Source organism: Thalassotalea piscium (assembly GCF_030295935.1).
GTDB lineage: Bacteria > Pseudomonadota > Gammaproteobacteria > Enterobacterales > Alteromonadaceae > Thalassotalea_B > Thalassotalea_B piscium.
This window is the reverse complement of sequence record NZ_AP027362.1, coordinates 3,168,935-3,186,441: the sequence shown is the minus strand read 5'-3', so window position 1 is coordinate 3,186,441 and position 17,507 is coordinate 3,168,935. Positions and strand designations below refer to the sequence as shown.

The following is a 17,507-nucleotide window of genomic DNA, read 5'->3' as shown; positions in this document are numbered from 1 at the left end:
GCTTTATAGCTGTTATTTGTTAAAAGTTATCATCTGGAAAATAATGAATTTAGTACTGTTCTTTCCTTTAGATCAAAAAAGCTCCGTTAAGGAGCTTTTTATTTATGCTATAGAATAAGCTTACTCACCATCTAAGAAGCTTTTCAGCTGTTCAGAGCGTGATGGGTGACGTAATTTACGTAACGCTTTAGCTTCAATTTGACGAATACGTTCACGAGTAACGTCAAACTGCTTGCCTACTTCTTCTAGCGTGTGATCGGTATTCATATCAATACCAAATCGCATTCTTAGTACTTTAGCCTCACGAGCAGTAAGACCTGCTAATACTTCGTGTGTAGCATGCTTTAAGTTTTCAGCTGTTGCTGAGTCAACAGGTAATTCACCGCTGCCATCTTCAATAAAGTCACCTAAGTGTGAATCTTCATCGTCACCAATAGGTGTTTCCATTGAAATTGGCTCTTTCGCTATTTTCAATACCTTACGAATTTTATCTTCAGGCATGATCATACGTTCTGCTAATTCTTCTGGCGTTGGCTCACGACCCATTTCTTGTAACATTTGACGAGAAATGCGATTAAGTTTGTTAATCGTTTCAATCATATGTACAGGAATACGAATAGTACGTGCTTGGTCAGCAATTGAGCGTGTTATTGCTTGACGGATCCACCATGTTGCATAAGTTGAGAACTTATATCCACGACGGTATTCAAACTTATCAACAGCTTTCATCAAACCGATGTTACCTTCTTGGATCAAGTCTAAGAATTGTAAACCACGGTTGGTGTATTTTTTAGCAATTGAAATAACTAAACGTAAGTTAGCTTCCACCATTTCTTTTTTCGCACGGCGAGCTTTTGCTTCACCAATTGACATGCGACGGTTTATGTCTTTTATGCCATGTACGTTTAAGAAGGTTTCTTCTTCAAGTTGGTTGAGTTTATAAATACAACGCTCTACGTCTTGCTCAACATCGGCTAGCTTGGCTGAATAAGGTTCACCAGCAGCTTTTTGCTCTTCAAACCAGTTTTTAGACGTTTCATTACCAGGAAATATTTTAATGAACGTTGTTTTTGGCATACCTGCGCCAACAACACAATGTTTCATTATCAAACGTTCTTGAACACGTAAACGATCCATAACTGCACGCATATTTTTAACTAGGCGATCAAACAATTTAGGTACTAGTCTGAACTCTTTAAAAACTTCAGCCAATTCATCAATCGCTATTTGTGCGTTTTTATGATCACGGCCTTTGTCAGCAATTACAGCGTTAGCTTTCTCGTAAGCGGCGCGTAATAAGGTAAACTTTTCTCGTGCTAGCTCAGGATCTGGACCTGTATCAATTTCTTCTTCGTCTTCATCTTCTTTATCTTCATCTTCATCATCAAGTTCTTCTTGTGATAATTCAGATCCGATATGCGTTGCCGCTACTGGAATTTCTTCTTCTTCAGCATCGGGGTCTAAAAAGCCTACGATTATATCGCTTAATCGGCCTTCTTCTGCTTCGAAGTTGTCCCACTGCTCTAACAAGAAGTTAATTGCTGGTGGATACTCTGAAACTGAGCGTTGAACTTCTTTGATCCCTTCTTCGATACGCTTGGCAATAACTATTTCCCCTTTACGGGTTAATAGTTCTACCGTACCCATTTCACGCATATACATGCGGACAGGATCTGTAGTACGACCTATTTCACTTTCAACCGTAGCCAGTGCTTGCGCGGCTGCTTCTGCGGCATCTTCGTCGGTATTAGCTTCGCTCATCATTAACGTGTCGCTATCCGGTGCATTTTCAAACACCTGAATACCCATGTCGTTAATCATGCGAATGATATCTTCAACCTGATCAGAATCAATAATATCCTGCGGGAGATGATCATTAACCTCGGCAAACGTTAAGTAACCTTGCTCTTTACCTTTGGTTATAAGCTCTTTAAGTCTAGATTGTGGGGCTTGATCCATTGACGATTGTCCACCTTTTATGGCTATCAAATTACGAACAGTAAAGCTGAAAATTATAGCAAAATGCTTGTTTAATTACCAGCGCTTAAATTATAGCAGCTAAGTTTATAGTCAGGTAATATTAATGCATTTACGCATTTAATAGTGCTTGTAACTCTTGCTTTTCTTGCGTATTCATTTCGCCTGTTCGCGCTTTTTGTAATAATAGTTCTGTTCTTTGTTCTACAAAACTGTCTAATATTTTTTCAATGCTGTCTAAAAAGACACCTTCTGCGGCTTCTTTAACCACATGATGCTGCCAACACATGAGTTTGGCGAGCTGATTACCTTCTTCTGTCGATCTAAAGTGTTCAATTAGCTGAGCGCTATTGATATTTTGATATTCTAAACAAATACTAATTATTTGATTTAATAAAGGAATACCAGGTATATCTAAATGCTGTAGTACAGATGGCTCAGGTAATGATCTTACTATATGGGGATACTCAAGTAATAATGCAATAGCTAAACGTACTGGGGTAACTTTTTGCTGCTTTATTTTAGGCTTTGTTGCCGACTGATTCGCAAAAGATTTTGTTAATTTTGCTAGTTGTTGTTCATTGCTGTGTCCGAAGTGGTTTGCCAATTGGGTTAATATTGAATCTTTTAGTGTGCTTGCAGGCAATTTGGTTAAATAGGGCTGAAAAGACTCAATTAATGCGCCTTTGCCTTCGGCTGTTTGAAGATTTACTTGTGCTAGCAAATGGTCAAAAATAAATTGAGATAACGGTGTCGCTTCGTCAATTATTTGTTCGAATGCTTGTTGGCCTTTCTGACGAATTAAAGAGTCTGGGTCTTCACCATCGGGCAAAAAGACAAATTTAAGTGAATAACCATCTTGAATAAGCGGTAGTGCATTGTCCATTGCGCGCCATGCGGCTTCGCGACCTGCTCGGTCACCGTCATAGCAACAAATAACTTCTTTTACAGTTCTAAAAAGTGTTTGTAACTGCTCAGGTGTTGTTGCTGTACCAAGTGATGCAACAGCATAATCAACGCCATGTTGTGCAAGAGCAACAACATCCATATAGCCTTCAACTACAACTAATCGTTGTAAGTTTTTATTGGCTTGTTTTGCTTCATAAAGCCCGTAAAGTTCTTGTCCTTTATGATATATGCGAGTTTCAGGAGAGTTTAAATACTTAGGCGTGCCATCGTTGATCACACGCCCACCGAAACCAATTACGCGACCACGCTTATCACTTATAGGGAACATTATACGGCCACGAAAACGGTCGTACGGCCTATTTTTGTCGCCTTCAATTGCCATACCTAAATCGATTAGTTGTTGGTTGGTACTAGCAGTACCACCAAAATTTTTCATTACGCCGTCCCAACTATCACTAATGTAGCCAATACCAAAACGTTTACATATTTCGCCGCTTAAGCCTCTACCTTTTAGGTAGTTAATCGCCACGTCTTTATCTGTAGCCACTTTTAGCTGCTGTTGATAAAACCGGCTAATGTTCGCCATTAACTCGTAATCGTCTTGTTTTTGTAAATACGCTTGTTGTTGTTGTTTAAGCTGGGCTGGACTTTGGTTTTGTTGCTCTCGGGGTACTTCCATACTGTAATGAGAGGCTAATTCTTCTACTGCGTCAGGAAACTCTAGGCGGTCGAACTCCATTAAGAATGAAATAGCGTTACCATGCTCGCCACAGCCAAAACAGTGATAAAACTGTTTATCTTGGCTAACAGTAAAAGAGGGTGATTTTTCGGTATGAAAAGGGCAGCAAGCTTGGTAATTTTTACCTGCCTTTTTTAATGGTACACGTGAATCTATTAGCTCAACAATATCTGCGCGAGCGAGTAGGTCATCAATAAATTGTCGAGGGATCATACCGGCCATTAACTGCAAAACCTCCACAAAAGTATTATCGGGAGCATAGTTTACACCCGACTAGATCTTGAACTCAATCGCTAATTAGATCTTTGTTGAAATAATACTAATTAGTGTATTAAAAAGCCGCGTATTCAGCGAATACGCGGCTTTTTGAAATTATTTTTTAGTTACTATTGTAAGGCGGTTCTAACTTGCGCGCTTACTGCACCTAAATCAGCTTTACCTTGCATGGCTGGTTTTAAAATTGCCATTACTTTGCCGATTTCAGCCATTGATGTAGCCTCAGATTCAGTAATTGCCTTGCTAATAAGTGTGTTAATTTCTTCTTGGGAAAGAGGTTGTGGTAGAAAGTCTTCTAAAACAACTACTTCTGCTTTTTCAATTTCTGCCATGTCGTCACGACCACCTTCAGAAAACATTTTTATCGACTCTCTACGTTGTTTAACCATTTTGGTTAAAATAACAATTACATTGTCGTTAGTTGCTTCGGTGTTATGATCAATTTCGGCTTGTTTTACAGCAGATAATGCCATGCGGATAACGCCAAGACGTAATTTGTCTTTAGCTCGCATGGCATTTTTCATTTCATTTTTGAGTTGTTCAAGTAAAGTCACTTGTAGGTACTCAAATTGATAGTTCTAAACTAAGGTTGGCTTAGTACATGCGAATGCGGCGTGCATTCTCACGAGAAACTTTTTTAGCTGCGCGTTTAACTGCGGCTGCTTTCTTACGCTTACGTTCCCAAGTTGGCTTTTCATAAGACTCACGACGACGGACTTCTGAAAGGATACCTGCTTTTTCACATGAACGTTTAAAACGACGTAATGCTACGTCAAATGGTTCGTTTTCTCTAACTTTAATTACTGGCATGTTGCCTCTTACCTTAGTTTATATCTATATAAATCGGTGATCGCTTCGACTTAAATTAGTCTTACGTGCACCCGCTCTATCAAAAATTGGTGCCATATTCTAATGCTAATGACATAGAGTTGTAAAGTTTTAAATAGAAGTACACTAGTTTAATTGTGAAATGCTAGGTAAAATCACCGTAACTTATATTATATAGCCGTAGTTATTACTTAATATGCGAATTTTAGGAATTGAAACATCTTGCGATGAAACTGGTATTGCCATTTATGATGAAAATGAAGGGATTTTAGTTCATCGTTTATATAGTCAAATAGCGGTACATGCTGACTACGGCGGCGTTGTGCCAGAATTAGCATCACGAGATCATGTGCGTAAAACTATCCCATTGATTAAAGAAGTGTTGGCGGATGCTGGTTTAACAGCTAAAGATTTAGACGGCGTCGCTTATACTGCCGGGCCAGGGTTAGTAGGAGCATTACTTGTTGGTTGTTCTATTGGTCGCAGTTTAGCGTATGGTTGGAATTTACCTGCAGTTCCAGTGCATCACATGGAAGGACATCTACTTGCGCCCATGTTAGAAGAGGATGTACCTGAATTTCCTTTTGTTGCATTACTGGTTTCTGGTGGTCACACTATGCTGGTTCGTGTTGATGGCATTGGTCGTTATGAACTACTTGGCGAGTCTGTAGATGATGCTGCAGGTGAAGCATTTGATAAAACCGCTAAACTATTAGGCTTAGATTACCCTGGAGGCCCTGCCTTAGCTAAAATGGCAGAGCAAGGAACTAAAGGCCGGTTCAAATTCCCTCGACCTATGACAGATAGACCAGGGTTAGACTTTAGCTTCAGTGGCTTAAAAACATTTGCGGCAAATACTATTCGTAAAGAAGAGATGGATGAGCAAACACATGCTGATGTTGCTTATGCGTTTCAAGAAGCCGTTGTTGATACGTTGGCGATCAAGTGTAAAAGGGCACTACTTCAGTGTGAACTTAAACGCTTAGTTATAGCCGGTGGTGTAAGTGCTAATACCGAATTACGAAATAAGCTTGAGCAAATTACGGCGAAATTAGGTGGGAAAGTTTATTACCCTCGTCCTGAATTTTGTACTGATAACGGAGCAATGATCGCTTACGCGGGTATGCAGCGGTTAAAGGCAGGTGTTTTTGCCGATTTGTCTTTTAAAGCAACACCTCGTTGGCCTTTAGATACACTAGCGGCTATTTAAATTGATTTTTTGGTTGATATTTTAGGCTCTATGCCTCTAATTAGTCGCCACAAGTTAGCTCTGTGCCTTAAAATTATTAATACAGAGAGCATAATAACAGGGTAGGTATAAAGTGGTTTTAATAACCAAGTATAAACAGGCGCTAAACTCACCGTTACAATAGCGGCTAAACTTGAATAGCGTGTTATTTTTGCAACAAAATACCAAGTAAAAATAAGCAGACCTGCTAAATCTAAGCCTATTGGCAGTAACACACCGAAGGCTGTTGCAACTGCTTTGCCCCCTTTAAATTGAAAAAATATAGGGTACATATGCCCTAAACATGCAGCAAGTGCAATGAGACCAAGAGATATAGGTTCAAGTCCAAAAAAGTAGGCTCCCCAAACGGGTATAGTCCCTTTTAATACATCGAATGTTAAAACGGCTATCGCAGTACGTTTATTACTTATGCGTAAAACATTAGTTGCACCAGGGTTATTCGAACCTTGGGTGCGAGGGTCGGGTAAGTTAAGTATTCGGCAAATTAAAATGGCACTAGAAATAGAGCCTAATAAGTAGGCAAAAATAATTAGAACAACTGTTAACAGCAACATAACTAGTTTCTATCCATGAAAGTAAACGCCATTGTCTTTTTTCAATTTTCCCCGCCAGTTAAACAAAACTTTGAAGTTTCTCTATTCTATCCCTTACTTTGCTAGTTTTTCTACTCTTTGGCAGGTAAACTCGCCATTTATTTCGTTATTTTTTACTGTTTTGTTATTTTTGCGGTAAATTTTACTTTTTAGTTGTTATCTCGAGTGAGAGTTGTCATGGACAAAGTGTTTATTCAAGGATTAAGTATTCAAACAACCATTGGTTTTTATCCTTGGGAAAAAGAAATTAAACAAACCTTAGTAATCGATCTAACCATGGGGTGGAATACTGCACTTGCTGCTGAGAATGATGAGTTAGCAAAAACATTAGACTATGCTGAAATATCAGAAAAAATTGCAGAATATGCTAATAAAACTCCAGTAGATTTAATTGAAACATTAGCAGAGCGAATGGCTCATTATTTATTAACACAATATAATATCCCCTGGTTAAAGTTAAAAATAGGTAAACCAGGAGCTGTGCATAATGCAGTAACAGTTGGTGTTGAAATAGAGCGAGGCCAACAATCATAATGGCGCAAGTGTATATATCGCTCGGTTCTAATGTTAATAAAGAAGCTAATGTAGCGAATGGTTTAAATGCCCTTCACCATGCTTATGGTGAATTAATATTATCTTCTTTGTACGAATGCCAAGCTGTTGGTTTTGTCGGCGACAGTTTTTTTAATATGGTTATCGGTATTCAAACAGCTCAAAGTATTAGTGAAACATCTAAAAAATTGCGCGAGATTGAGTTTCAATTTGGCCGGCCAAATAACGCACAAAAATTAAGCTCGCGCACCTTAGATTTAGATATTTTATTGTTTGACGACATAGTATTAGCAGAGCCTGTTCAACTTCCTCGACATGAAATTCTAACCAATGCTTTTGTATTGTGCCCTTTAGCTGAAATCGCAGGCAATTTAATTCATCCTGAAAAACAACAACGTTTTAATGATTTGTGGCAAGCATTTGATAAAGATTCACAACAAATAGAAAAAGTTCCTTTTACTTGGGAACCTTTAACAGGTGAGGTTAAGCTTTGAGCACTTTAGAAATTATTATATTATCCCTTATTCAAGGGCTTACAGAATTCCTTCCTATTTCAAGTTCTGCACATTTAATTTTGCCTTCTGCTGTTCTCGGGTGGCAAGATCAAGGTTTAGCATTTGATGTGGCTGTACATGTTGGTACTTTGTTAGCGGTCGTGCTTTATTTTAGAAAAGAAGTTGGTTGCATGGCTGTTGCTTGGTTTGGCACATTAGGTGTAGGGCCTAATAAAGGGACTAATAGCTTTGATGGCAGATTAGCTTGGTGGATTTTATTAGCAACAATACCAGCTGGTCTTTTTGGACTTTTAGGTAAAGATATAATTGAAGAGCATTTACGTTCAGCGTTAGTTATTGCTGCCACCACGCTAATTTTTGGTGCATTACTTGGCTTTGCTGATTTGAAAGCAAAGCAAAATGTGAATATAGAAGCGTTAGGCTTAAAAGGTGCAATGATTATAGGTTTGGCACAAGCAATTGCTTTAATACCAGGAACATCGCGTTCGGGTATTACAATGACATTTGGATTAATGCTTGGACTCAGCCGTGAAAATGCAGCGAGGTTTTCTTTCTTATTATCTATTCCCGCTATTGCAATGGCGGGTAGTTACTTATCGGTAAAACTAATCACAAGTACTGATACTGTCGATTGGCAAGCTATGGGAATTGGCAGTGTTTTAGCTTTTATTAGTGCTTATGCCTGTATTCATTATTTTCTTATTTTAGTTAATAAACTTGGCATGATGCCATTTGTTATTTATCGTCTTTTACTTGGTGCTGGTTTGTTGTGGTTCGTACTTGGGTAATTTGTATCTTGGTATGATTACTTTACAAAAAAGAATGCGCTGTTGAGCGCATTCTTTTTGCTATAGGCACCAAGACAATATATTTCGTGTAAAATAATAATTTTTGTACCTACAAATCGTAAAGATGCTCAGGTATATGCTTTTCTCCTATTAAATTAACCACGGTGAGTTAGAAATTATGGATCTTTCGTTATCTGAAGAACAAATGATGATTCAAGATATGGCACGTAAGTTTGCAGAAAGCGAGCTTGCGCCTGTTGCAGCACAGTTAGATGAACACCAAGATCAGTCTTTGTTTTTATGTAATTTAGCTAAATTAACTGAGCTAGGCTTTATGGGGCTGAACATTAAAGCGGAATATGGCGGCGTTGAAGCAGGCACTATTGCATTTAGTTTAGCGATTACTGAAATTGCTAAAGCATGTGCATCTACCGCTGTAACCACTTCTGTGACTAATATGGTGGCTGAAGTGATACAAGCGGTTGGTAATGAAGAGCAAAAACACACATATTTACCTAAACTGTGTGGTGGCGAATATAAAGCAGGTGGTTTTTGTTTAACTGAAAATAATGCAGGCTCTGATCCCGCAGGTATGCAAACTACCGCAATAAAAGACGGTGATAACTATATTTTAAATGGTAGTAAGCTTTATATTACTAGTGCGAGCTTTGCTGACTTATTTGTAGTTTGGGCTGTTACCGACTCAAATGCACCTAAAGGCAAAGGAATCTCTTGTTTCTTAGTTGAAGCTAATACCCCTGGCATTACGGTTGCTAAAGCTGAAGAGAAAATGGGTCAAAAAGCATCGCCAACAAATGAAGTACACTTTGAAAACTGTCGTATACCATCATCAGCGCTTATGGGCTTAGAAAATAAAGGATTTTCAGTAGCTGTTGGCGAGCTTGCAGGCGGGCGCATAGGTATTGGATCTTTAGCTTTAGGTATTGGTAAAGCCGCGATGGACTTTGCACGTCAACATTTATTAGAACGTAAACAATTTGGTAAACCACTGGCTAATTTTCAAGGTTTACAGTGGATGTTAGCTGAGCGCTATACAGAATTAGAAGCCGCACGTTTGTTACTTATGCAGGCTGCTTACACTAAAGATCTAGGTCAACCGTTTGGAATGGCAGCATCAATGGCAAAGCTTTTCGCTAGTGAAAAAGCGAATAAAGCTTGTTACGACGCTTTACAATTAATGGGCGGTGCTGGTTATATTAAAGAATATCCGCTGGAACGTTATTCGCGCGATGTACGTGTCACTTCTATTTACGAAGGGACAAGCGAAATACAAAAAGTGATCATTGCAAGAGAGCTATTAAAGCAAGTTAGTTAAACAGTTAGTATTCAGTTAGTTCAACTAACTGAATACAATTTTTTCCACTGCTTTTAGCTTGGTACATGGCCTTATCAGCCCTTTTAAACCACTCTTTGGCGGTAATGTTTTTTTCAAGTTCTGCAATGCCAATACTACAGGTAATGCCATCAATGTCTTCAATAGTTATAGACGCCATTGCCTTTTGAAAACGCTCAGCTAGTTGCAGTGCTGATGTTAATGTGGTTTCAGGACAAATAACCACGAACTCTTCACCACCCCAACGCGAAATAATATCTGTCTCTCTTGCTAATTTGCACAGTATTGCTGAAATACGTTTTAAAATATCATCGCCGACTATGTGCCCGTTGTTATCATTTATAAGCTTAAAGTCGTCTATATCTATCATTAACATGCATACGTTTGTTTGATAGCGTGAGATTAATTTAATTTGTTGATCAATGATCGTGGACAGGTGAGTTCTGTTATATAAACCGGTTAACGGATCTTTCATCGCAAGGTCTGTTAATTGTTTATTTTTGTGATCAAGCTCGCTGTGCAGTTTTTCAAGTACGTTATTTTTTTCTGCAAGCATTCTGGCGTATTTAGTTGATTGAAAGTATCTGATGCTAAGTACAATTAAGATAATTATAAACACTAAACCAGCTTGCATTAAATGAGTATAGTCTGGTGACTTAATAACTTTAATCGACCTTAAATAACTTGAAATCCCTTTACGCTCTTCAGGTGTAATTTGTTTAATAGCACTATTGAATATGGGTAATAAATGTTCGTTACCTTTACTAACACCAATTCGAAAATAGTCTTCCAAATTTGTTATTCCTGCAATTCTAATATCACTGAAATTATTTTCTTCAATAATTCGATTTGCCGCATGAAAGGAGCCCACAAAGTAGTCTACTTCTTTGTTATCTATTTTTTTTAATCCAACCAGGCCTGTTTTAACTGCAACAATATTAATATTAGGGTAATTGTTTTTTAGGTAATGATGTAGACGGTAGTTTGAGACAACAGCGACAGTTTGATTTGTTAATCCAGACAAGCTCCCTATTATAGGCTTGTTAAAATGTGCATAGATTGCGTTGGGTGCTCTGAAATATTCATCACTGAATGAAAGAAACTTTTCACGTTCTGCACTAGCGTTTAATAAGGGGATTAAATCGCACTGACCTGTTTGGGTATACTTTAACGTTTGCCCCCAAGATGTGGTTGGCACTAAAATAAAGTTTATCTGCGACTTTGCCGCGATTAAATCAACAAAAACTTTAGATATACCAACATGTTTTTGGTCTACAATTGACTCGTAAGGTGCCCAGTCGGGATCTACACAATACTTTACCGTTGTTGGTTGTACGGCATAAGTAAATATTGGAATTAAACTACTCGATATTAGTAATAATACTTTCAACGTCTTTCGCACTTTTCCTCACAATATAATTTATTTTCTAGGGGCTGTTTCTTTTTTATTTTATTCTCTGCTATAAACTGAGTACTCGATAGCCCTATAACCTAAATTTGGCACACTTTTTTAAACTTATTATAAAGATAAACCAACTATAGCCTTATTAGTTCTAAAAATAAAAATTTAATTAAAGTACACAAACCCTTGCATAAGTAGTAATAGTCCCAAAATCAATATTACTTAAGCATATATTTGATCTGCTAAAGATGACAGGATCAGGTAATCGTGAAGACAAAAAAGTGGAAACAACAGTGACAGATTATCCAATAGCAATAACGTTAGAAAATTTTCAAGATGTAATACTTGAACGATCTAAAACCACGTTAGTTTTAGTTGACTTTTGGGCTGAACAAGTGCCTGAAAGTGTAGAGTTAAGGGATAAACTTACCCAAAAACTTGCACAATATTCAGATACTATTTTATTAACAACTGTTGACTGTTTAACGCAGCAGCAAATAGCGGCTCAATTTGGTTTACAATCTTTACCAACGGCGGTTTTAGTGCAAGATGGCCAACCCATAGATGGACTTTCTGGCCCGCAGACAGATGAAACTATTGACGCTTTTTTAGAAAAATATCTACCTAAGGCTGAAGATACTTTATTTAAAGAAGCAAAGGAACTGCTCGCTCAAGAGCAAATTAATGAAGCATACACTAATGCTCACAAAGCCTATCAGTTAGCGAATGATCGTGCAGATATTAAGTTAATACTCGCTGAATGTTCGATCTTGGTGGGAAAACTAGATGAAGCAGAGTCGTTAATCGCGAGTATTAAAATGATAGATCAAGACAGTGACTATCAAGCAGTACTTGCAAAGCTTGAATTAGCAATGCAAGCCGCAGACTCGCCAGAAATAAAAGCATTAGAAGAGCAGTTAGCAAAAACTCCCGATAACATAGAATTGCAGAAGCAACTGGCTACACAATACAGCCAGGTAAATCGAAATGAAGAAGCCTTGGTGATTCTTTTTTCACTTGTGCAAAAAAATGCAGATGAAGGTGAAAGTAAACATTTATTACTCGATGTACTTAAAGCATTACCAGAAGGTGATCCGCTAGCTTCAAAATATCGACGTAAATTATTTTCAATGATGTATTAGAGCTTAAACCCTAGAGCCCTAGGGTTTAAAGTTATTTTTCATCTTTTAATAAGTGTGAAAAGTTGCTAAGGAATTTTTGTACTTTTTTGGCAACAACTAACTGGCAATATTGGTTATCGGTGTTATTAGTAAAGTAATCTTGGTGATAACTTTCAGCACTATAAAAATGTGAAAAAGGTACCACAGTGGTTACAATTTTTTGTTCAAACTCACCACTCTGTTCTAGCGCTTCTATTTTGTTTATTGTTGCAGCACGCTGCTCATCAGTATGAAAAATTACGGTTGAGCGGTATTGTGTTCCTATGTCACCACCTTGGCGATTTAATGTGGTTGGGTCATGAATAGCAAAAAAGACAGTAAGTAATTTCTCAAAAGAAATAACGTGTGGGTCATAGCTTATTTGCACTACTTCTGCATGATTGGTTGTTCCTGTACAAACCTGCTCGTATGTTGGATCTTCTATATCACCATCAGCGTAACCACTAATTACTTTGTTTACACCTTTTAAACGTGCAAATATTGTTTCAACACACCAAAAACAACCTGCACCTAGTGTGATTTGTTCAGTTTTCATTTTCGATCCTTGTCAGTTGCTATTCATTGGGTGTAACAGATTGTTGTATTGTATTTTGCTTGTGTAATAGTGTCTATTAAGTTTTAACTTTCTTTTGTTTCTATGTTTTAAGTCATATTATTTTTGTTATTAAATTAATACACTGTTATTTCAAACAACAAGTAATAAGCAAGATGCCACTAAACTATATGCCGTTACATTCCTCTAAATTAACTCCTATTTTTATGGTGCTGTCGTTACGTACCATCGCTATAATAATTCAAATAATATTGCTTTTATTTGTTCACTTTGCGCTGCATTATCATTTGCCATGGTTTGAGCTGATGGTCGTTATTTTTTGTGAGATAGTTTTCACTTTTATTAGTTATTGGTACTTCAGAAAAAAACAACATGTCACTAAGCAGGCGCTTTCATGGCAAGTTATTGCAGATATTGTTTTTCTTTCTGCGTTATTAAGCTTTAGTGGCGGAGCGACTAATGCCTTTGTCTCTTTACTACTAATACCTATTGCCATATCAGCTGTAACACTATCTGCTCCTCGTTTGTTTTTTGTTGCCTTTTTGGCGATTGCTAGTTACTCGGTACAGTTATGGTTAATGCCAATGAGCGTTATGCATGGCAACATGGAAGGGCATTTTATTGCTATGTGGATAAACTTTTTGTTCTCTGCATTGGTAGTTGCATTGGTGGTAGGCAGAATGGCGATTAATAACCGTGTGAAAGATAAAGCCATTGCTCAATATCGAGAAGAACAGCTTAAGCAAGAAAAAATCATTTCTTTAGGGGTGGCATCTGCGCAAGTAACACATCAGCTGGCAACACCAATATCAACAGCATGTATGATAGTTGACGAGTTAAAAGAGGATAATCCTTCATCAGAGTTGATCAATGACTTGCAGACAGAGCTGCAGCGCTGTACTGATAGTTTAAATACTTTCAGACAGATGGTGTTTGATATTAAGGAGCAGAATACATATTTAATTTCGGCGACAAAAATCTCTTCAGACATCAAAGATTATATTGCATTAAATCATCCTGAGTTACTTTTAACTACGTTGGAGTGTGATGAGGGTGATGATAAAAAGGTCCAGGCGAATAGTTCTTTATTACCTGCAATTATTAACATTGTAAATAATGCAATTAGAGCGACACAAGCCAATTACAGCCAGCATATAGAAATTAAAACTCATCATGATGATAGTAATTTATACTTAGAGATAAGAGATTTTGGCAAAGGCTTCAGCCAAGAAAAGCTCGCTCAGCTTGGTGTTCAGCCAATTGTTAGTGAGCAAGGGTTCGGCATGGCAGTACTTTTAAGTCATTCCAGTTTTGAAAGATTAGGAGGAGAGTTGATATTAACTAACCATGGTGAAAAAGGTGCAATTGCCACCGTTAGTTTACCTTTGGTTTTACCTTAAAGGTAATTATCATGCTGTGTAAAGTAGGAGGGAAAATGAAAAAATTATTAATAGTAGAAGATGATGTGGCATTAGCAAAAACAATGAAAAGACGCTTGGAACAACATGGTTTTGAGGTTTATAACTGCTTTAATGTAAGTGATGCCTTATTAGCGTGCCACCGACATATTCCACAATATGTTTTATTAGATATGAAGCTTGAAAATGAAAGTGGTTTAGCATTAATTAAACCGATCCGCAGCTTGTTACCTAGTGCTAAAATTGTGTTGTTGACAGGATTTGCCAGTATTGCAACAGCGGTGGATGCTATTAAACTCGGCGCTGATAATTATTTGGCTAAGCCAGTTGATACACAAACGCTTTTGTCTACTTTACTTGATGGTAGCTCTTTACCTATCGAAACTCATACTATTGACGAAACTATTTTATCGGCAGAGCAAGTGGAATGGCAGCATATTCAACAGGTGTTAAAAGTTAACAAAGGTAATATTTCAGCCACCGCTCGTCAGTTATCTATGCACCGTAGAACGCTACAGCGTAAATTACAAAAAAAGCCTGTTACACAAAAAATATAACAGGCACAAAATAACACAAAACATTATAAGGGTGGAGTTGAGCAGTTAACCTACTTAGAGCATTAATTAAACTGCTAGTGTATTATTGCATAGCTTATCCAAATTCAAATGAGAAACATTAAAACTGCGACAAAATACCGCAGGTGAAGTTACTTTACTCATAAAGCAAAAGTCGTCATCGATTATTCTCAATATACACATATTTATTCGTTTTAATTGTTGATAATACTTAACTTAATCTCTATTCAAGCACTCTGAAATTAAATTGTTAAAGGTGTTAGGTAACAGCATCTTTACAAAATCCGCAATCTTTTAACTTATAAAAGTGGCGAGTTAGCACAAAACACTGTTTTTTTGCTTCTAGTTTGAGTAGATTAAAGCGAATTTATAATAATAAAGATGGATGTAATGGCTGTTTCAAGAGGAGAGTTTAGCTCTCGTTTAGGATTTATTATGGCTGCAGCGGGTTCTGCAGTGGGTTTGGGGAATATTTGGGGCTTCCCTACGCAAACGGCAAGTAATGGCGGTGCGGCATTTGTTTTAGTGTATTTGTTTCTAGCATTTACGTTAGCGTATCCTGCTTTTATGGCTGAGTTATTGATTGGCCGCTATGGTCAAGCGAATGCGGTCACATCGTTACAAAAAATGTCACGCACCCTGTTTCATAAGCGCTTTGCTTTCTTTGTCGGTTTTTCAGGTATTGTTTGTGCCGCATTAATATTAAGCTTTTATGGCATCATTGCAGGTTGGATGATGTCTTATGCGATTGAACCTGTTTTAACAATTACAGGTATTAACAGCGGTGCTGAATGGGTGATCACTCAATCTTTACCACGTAATATTTTATTTACTGGTCTATTTATGTTTTTAACCATTTTTATCATACGTCGAGGCGTTGAAGATGGTATAGAAAAATGGTCAAAACGTTTAATGCCAATGTTAATTACGTTATTAATATTGTTAATTGCCTATGTTTTTACCTTAGAAGGTGCCGATGAAGGCTTGCTTGCTTATCTTAGCCCTGACATTTCAAGAGTATTAGAACCTGGTTTATTGATTAGCGCATTAGGACAGGCGTTCTTTTCATTATCATTAGGCACCAGTGTGATGGTTATTTATGGCTCTTATATTTCTAAAAAGGAAAATTTAGTAACTTTGGGTGCTCAAGTTACCTTAATTGATGTATCTATCGCTTTTCTAGCGGGCTTGTTAATTATACCTGCTATGTATGTTGCTCAGGCGCAAGGCGTTGCAATATTTGCTGAAGACGGTAGTTTAATATCTGGCTCAGGGTTAGTATTTACTGTCTTACCTGCACTATTTAATACGATGGGTTCAGGTGGCTTATTTGTTGGTTTCGCATTTTTCGTTCTAATGTCTATTGCTGCCCTTACTTCTTCTATATCAATGCTTGAAGGCCCTGTGTCATACATTGTAGAGCGCCATGATGTCGAGCGTAAAAAAGCAACAACGTTTGTCGGCATAATTATCTTTCTGATCAGTCTTGCGATTATAAGCAATATCGGTGTGATGTTAGATTTCGTGGCAATATTAGCTACTCAATATGGACAGCCAATTATTGCAATGCTTTGTTGTATTTTTGTTGGTTGGATTTGGCATCGCAATGAAATATTACAAGAAATTCAGCAAGGAAATGAACATGTAGGGTCAAGCTTCTTCTGGAAAATTTGGCCTTGGTATACTAAGTTTGTTTGTCCTACTGCTATTGCAATAGTGTTTATTCATTCCTTATAAGACACAAAACTCTGGACCCTAAAGCTTAGGGTCTAGTTCTTATTTTAGGCCAGTTAAGCGCCCAAGGTTTTCCCATATCCATTAATAGTTGAACGAGTGCTTGTTGAGTAAATAACTCACCGCTTTGTGGACTAGACATAAAATGGTAGCGTTGACCACAATAACTAAACCTTATAGCGTAGGCATGTAAATAGCCGCGATCTGAACGTTCGTTTGAATGGTAATAACTGTCGCCGATGATCGGAGCGCCAATACTATTGAGTGCAACTCTAATTTGATGGGTTTTACCCGTATGCGGTTTGAGAATAAATAAGCGGGTTTTAGACGCTAGAGTATAACTAAAAAATTGTGTAATCGCGGGGTTATTTTGACTACGTGTTAACTTCCACATACCACGGCGTGATTTCACCATGTCGCCTTTAATTAAACCTTGTTTTTTAACGGGCTTTTGGTCACTAAGTGCTAAATAATACTTCTCGATTGTGTGCTGCTCAAACTGTTGTTGAAACCATTGAGCACATGCCAAGGTTTTAGCAAAAATAATGAGACCTGATGTCATTTTATCTAATCTATGAACAGGATAAAGCACTTCAAGATTTAGTTGTTGCTTTACTTGATTAAACAATCCTTGACCTAGATCTGTTTCATCATGAAAATTAACACCTTCAGGTTTATCAATCACAACAAAATCAGTGTTATTATTGATCACTTCTATTGTTATTGAGCTATTATTAACTGACATTAGTTATAAGGCATTGCTAAAAGGTTATCCGCATTTTATCACAGCTTTTCGTTAAACGAATAAATGTGTTAAAACACATACCCAAAAATTATAACCACAAGTTGAACTAAAAAATTAAA

At 37.4% G+C, this 17,507-nt stretch carries 17 protein-coding genes; 9 read left to right on the top strand and 8 right to left on the bottom strand.

The features are described from left to right. Positions 1-120 precede the first annotated feature (120 nt). From rpoD to rpsU, 4 genes are all read right to left on the bottom strand, one after another. Positions 121-1,959, bottom strand: coding sequence for an RNA polymerase sigma factor RpoD (rpoD, locus tag QUD79_RS14080; RefSeq protein WP_184420895.1), 1,839 nt, complete (start codon positions 1,957-1,959; stop codon positions 121-123). A gap of 130 nt (positions 1,960-2,089) precedes the next feature. Then, positions 2,090-3,847, bottom strand: coding sequence for a DNA primase (gene dnaG / locus QUD79_RS14075; protein ID WP_184420897.1), 1,758 nt, complete (start codon positions 3,845-3,847; stop codon positions 2,090-2,092). 164 nt (positions 3,848-4,011) lie between these two features. Further along, a complete protein-coding gene (locus QUD79_RS14070; RefSeq protein ID WP_184420899.1) occupies positions 4,012-4,455 on the bottom strand; it encodes a GatB/YqeY domain-containing protein in 444 nt (147 codons plus the stop codon). A 40-nt stretch (positions 4,456-4,495) separates the two neighbouring features. Continuing rightward, complete coding sequence (gene rpsU / locus QUD79_RS14065; RefSeq protein WP_184420901.1) at positions 4,496-4,711, bottom strand: 30S ribosomal protein S21; 216 nt, start codon at positions 4,709-4,711, stop codon at positions 4,496-4,498. Positions 4,712-4,925: 214 nt separating this feature from the next. Here rpsU and tsaD point away from each other — a divergent pair, with 214 nt between their 5' ends. Beyond that, a complete protein-coding gene (gene tsaD / locus QUD79_RS14060) occupies positions 4,926-5,939 on the top strand; it encodes a tRNA (adenosine(37)-N6)-threonylcarbamoyltransferase complex transferase subunit TsaD (protein ID WP_184420903.1) in 1,014 nt (337 codons plus the stop codon). Here the strand turns inward: tsaD and plsY are convergent. Continuing rightward, entirely contained in the window at positions 5,936-6,532 is a 597-nt protein-coding gene (gene plsY / locus QUD79_RS14055) for a glycerol-3-phosphate 1-O-acyltransferase PlsY (protein ID WP_184420905.1), read from the bottom strand. The two genes, tsaD and plsY, sit on opposite strands and share 4 nt — an antisense overlap. A 216-nt stretch (positions 6,533-6,748) precedes the next feature. Here plsY and folB point away from each other — a divergent pair, with 216 nt between their 5' ends. The 4 genes from folB to QUD79_RS14035 all read left to right on the top strand — a co-directional run bounded on the left by folB (position 6,749) and on the right by QUD79_RS14035 (position 9,762). Continuing rightward, the gene (gene folB / locus QUD79_RS14050; protein WP_184420908.1) at positions 6,749-7,105 is read left to right on the top strand and encodes a dihydroneopterin aldolase; all 357 of its coding nucleotides are present in this window, start codon (positions 6,749-6,751) and stop codon (positions 7,103-7,105) included. Continuing rightward, entirely contained in the window at positions 7,105-7,617 is a 513-nt protein-coding gene (gene folK, locus QUD79_RS14045; RefSeq protein ID WP_184420910.1) for a 2-amino-4-hydroxy-6-hydroxymethyldihydropteridine diphosphokinase, read from the top strand. The genes folB and folK overlap by 1 nt, the downstream gene beginning before the upstream one ends. Continuing rightward, complete coding sequence (locus QUD79_RS14040) at positions 7,614-8,426, top strand: undecaprenyl-diphosphate phosphatase (protein ID WP_184420912.1); 813 nt, start codon at positions 7,614-7,616, stop codon at positions 8,424-8,426. The genes folK and QUD79_RS14040 overlap by 4 nt, the downstream gene beginning before the upstream one ends. 178 nt (positions 8,427-8,604) lie before the next feature. Next, complete coding sequence (locus QUD79_RS14035) at positions 8,605-9,762, top strand: acyl-CoA dehydrogenase family protein (protein WP_184420914.1); 1,158 nt, start codon at positions 8,605-8,607, stop codon at positions 9,760-9,762. Positions 9,763-9,766: 4 nt separating this feature from the next. On the opposite strand, the gene QUD79_RS14030 is transcribed toward QUD79_RS14035, so the two are convergent. Continuing rightward, positions 9,767-11,170, bottom strand: coding sequence for a transporter substrate-binding domain-containing diguanylate cyclase (locus tag QUD79_RS14030; protein ID WP_184420917.1), 1,404 nt, complete (start codon positions 11,168-11,170; stop codon positions 9,767-9,769). 305 nt (positions 11,171-11,475) lie between these two features. Between QUD79_RS14030 and QUD79_RS14025 the strand changes: the two genes are divergently transcribed. After that, entirely contained in the window at positions 11,476-12,324 is an 849-nt protein-coding gene (locus tag QUD79_RS14025) for a tetratricopeptide repeat protein (protein ID WP_286288771.1), read from the top strand. 31 nt (positions 12,325-12,355) lie between these two features. Here the strand turns inward: QUD79_RS14025 and msrA are convergent, their stop codons facing one another. Beyond that, a complete protein-coding gene (gene msrA / locus QUD79_RS14020; protein ID WP_184420921.1) occupies positions 12,356-12,898 on the bottom strand; it encodes a peptide-methionine (S)-S-oxide reductase MsrA in 543 nt (180 codons plus the stop codon). A 173-nt stretch (positions 12,899-13,071) separates the two neighbouring features. Here msrA and QUD79_RS14015 point away from each other — a divergent pair, with 173 nt between their 5' ends. The 3 genes from QUD79_RS14015 to QUD79_RS14005 all read left to right on the top strand — a co-directional run bounded on the left by QUD79_RS14015 (position 13,072) and on the right by QUD79_RS14005 (position 16,646). After that, positions 13,072-14,316: a sensor histidine kinase gene (locus QUD79_RS14015; RefSeq protein WP_184420923.1), complete on the top strand. Its 1,245-nt coding sequence runs from the start codon at positions 13,072-13,074 to the stop codon at positions 14,314-14,316. 35 nt (positions 14,317-14,351) lie between these two features. Further along, on the top strand, positions 14,352-14,891 hold the full coding sequence (locus tag QUD79_RS14010; RefSeq protein WP_184420925.1) for a response regulator transcription factor: 540 nt from the start codon (positions 14,352-14,354) through the stop codon (positions 14,889-14,891). Positions 14,892-15,299: 408 nt separating this feature from the next. Then, entirely contained in the window at positions 15,300-16,646 is a 1,347-nt protein-coding gene (locus tag QUD79_RS14005; protein ID WP_184420927.1) for a sodium-dependent transporter, read from the top strand. 25 nt (positions 16,647-16,671) lie between these two features. Here the strand turns inward: QUD79_RS14005 and QUD79_RS14000 are convergent, their stop codons facing one another. Beyond that, complete coding sequence (locus QUD79_RS14000) at positions 16,672-17,388, bottom strand: TIGR01621 family pseudouridine synthase (protein WP_184420929.1); 717 nt, start codon at positions 17,386-17,388, stop codon at positions 16,672-16,674. Positions 17,389-17,507 lie beyond the last annotated feature (119 nt).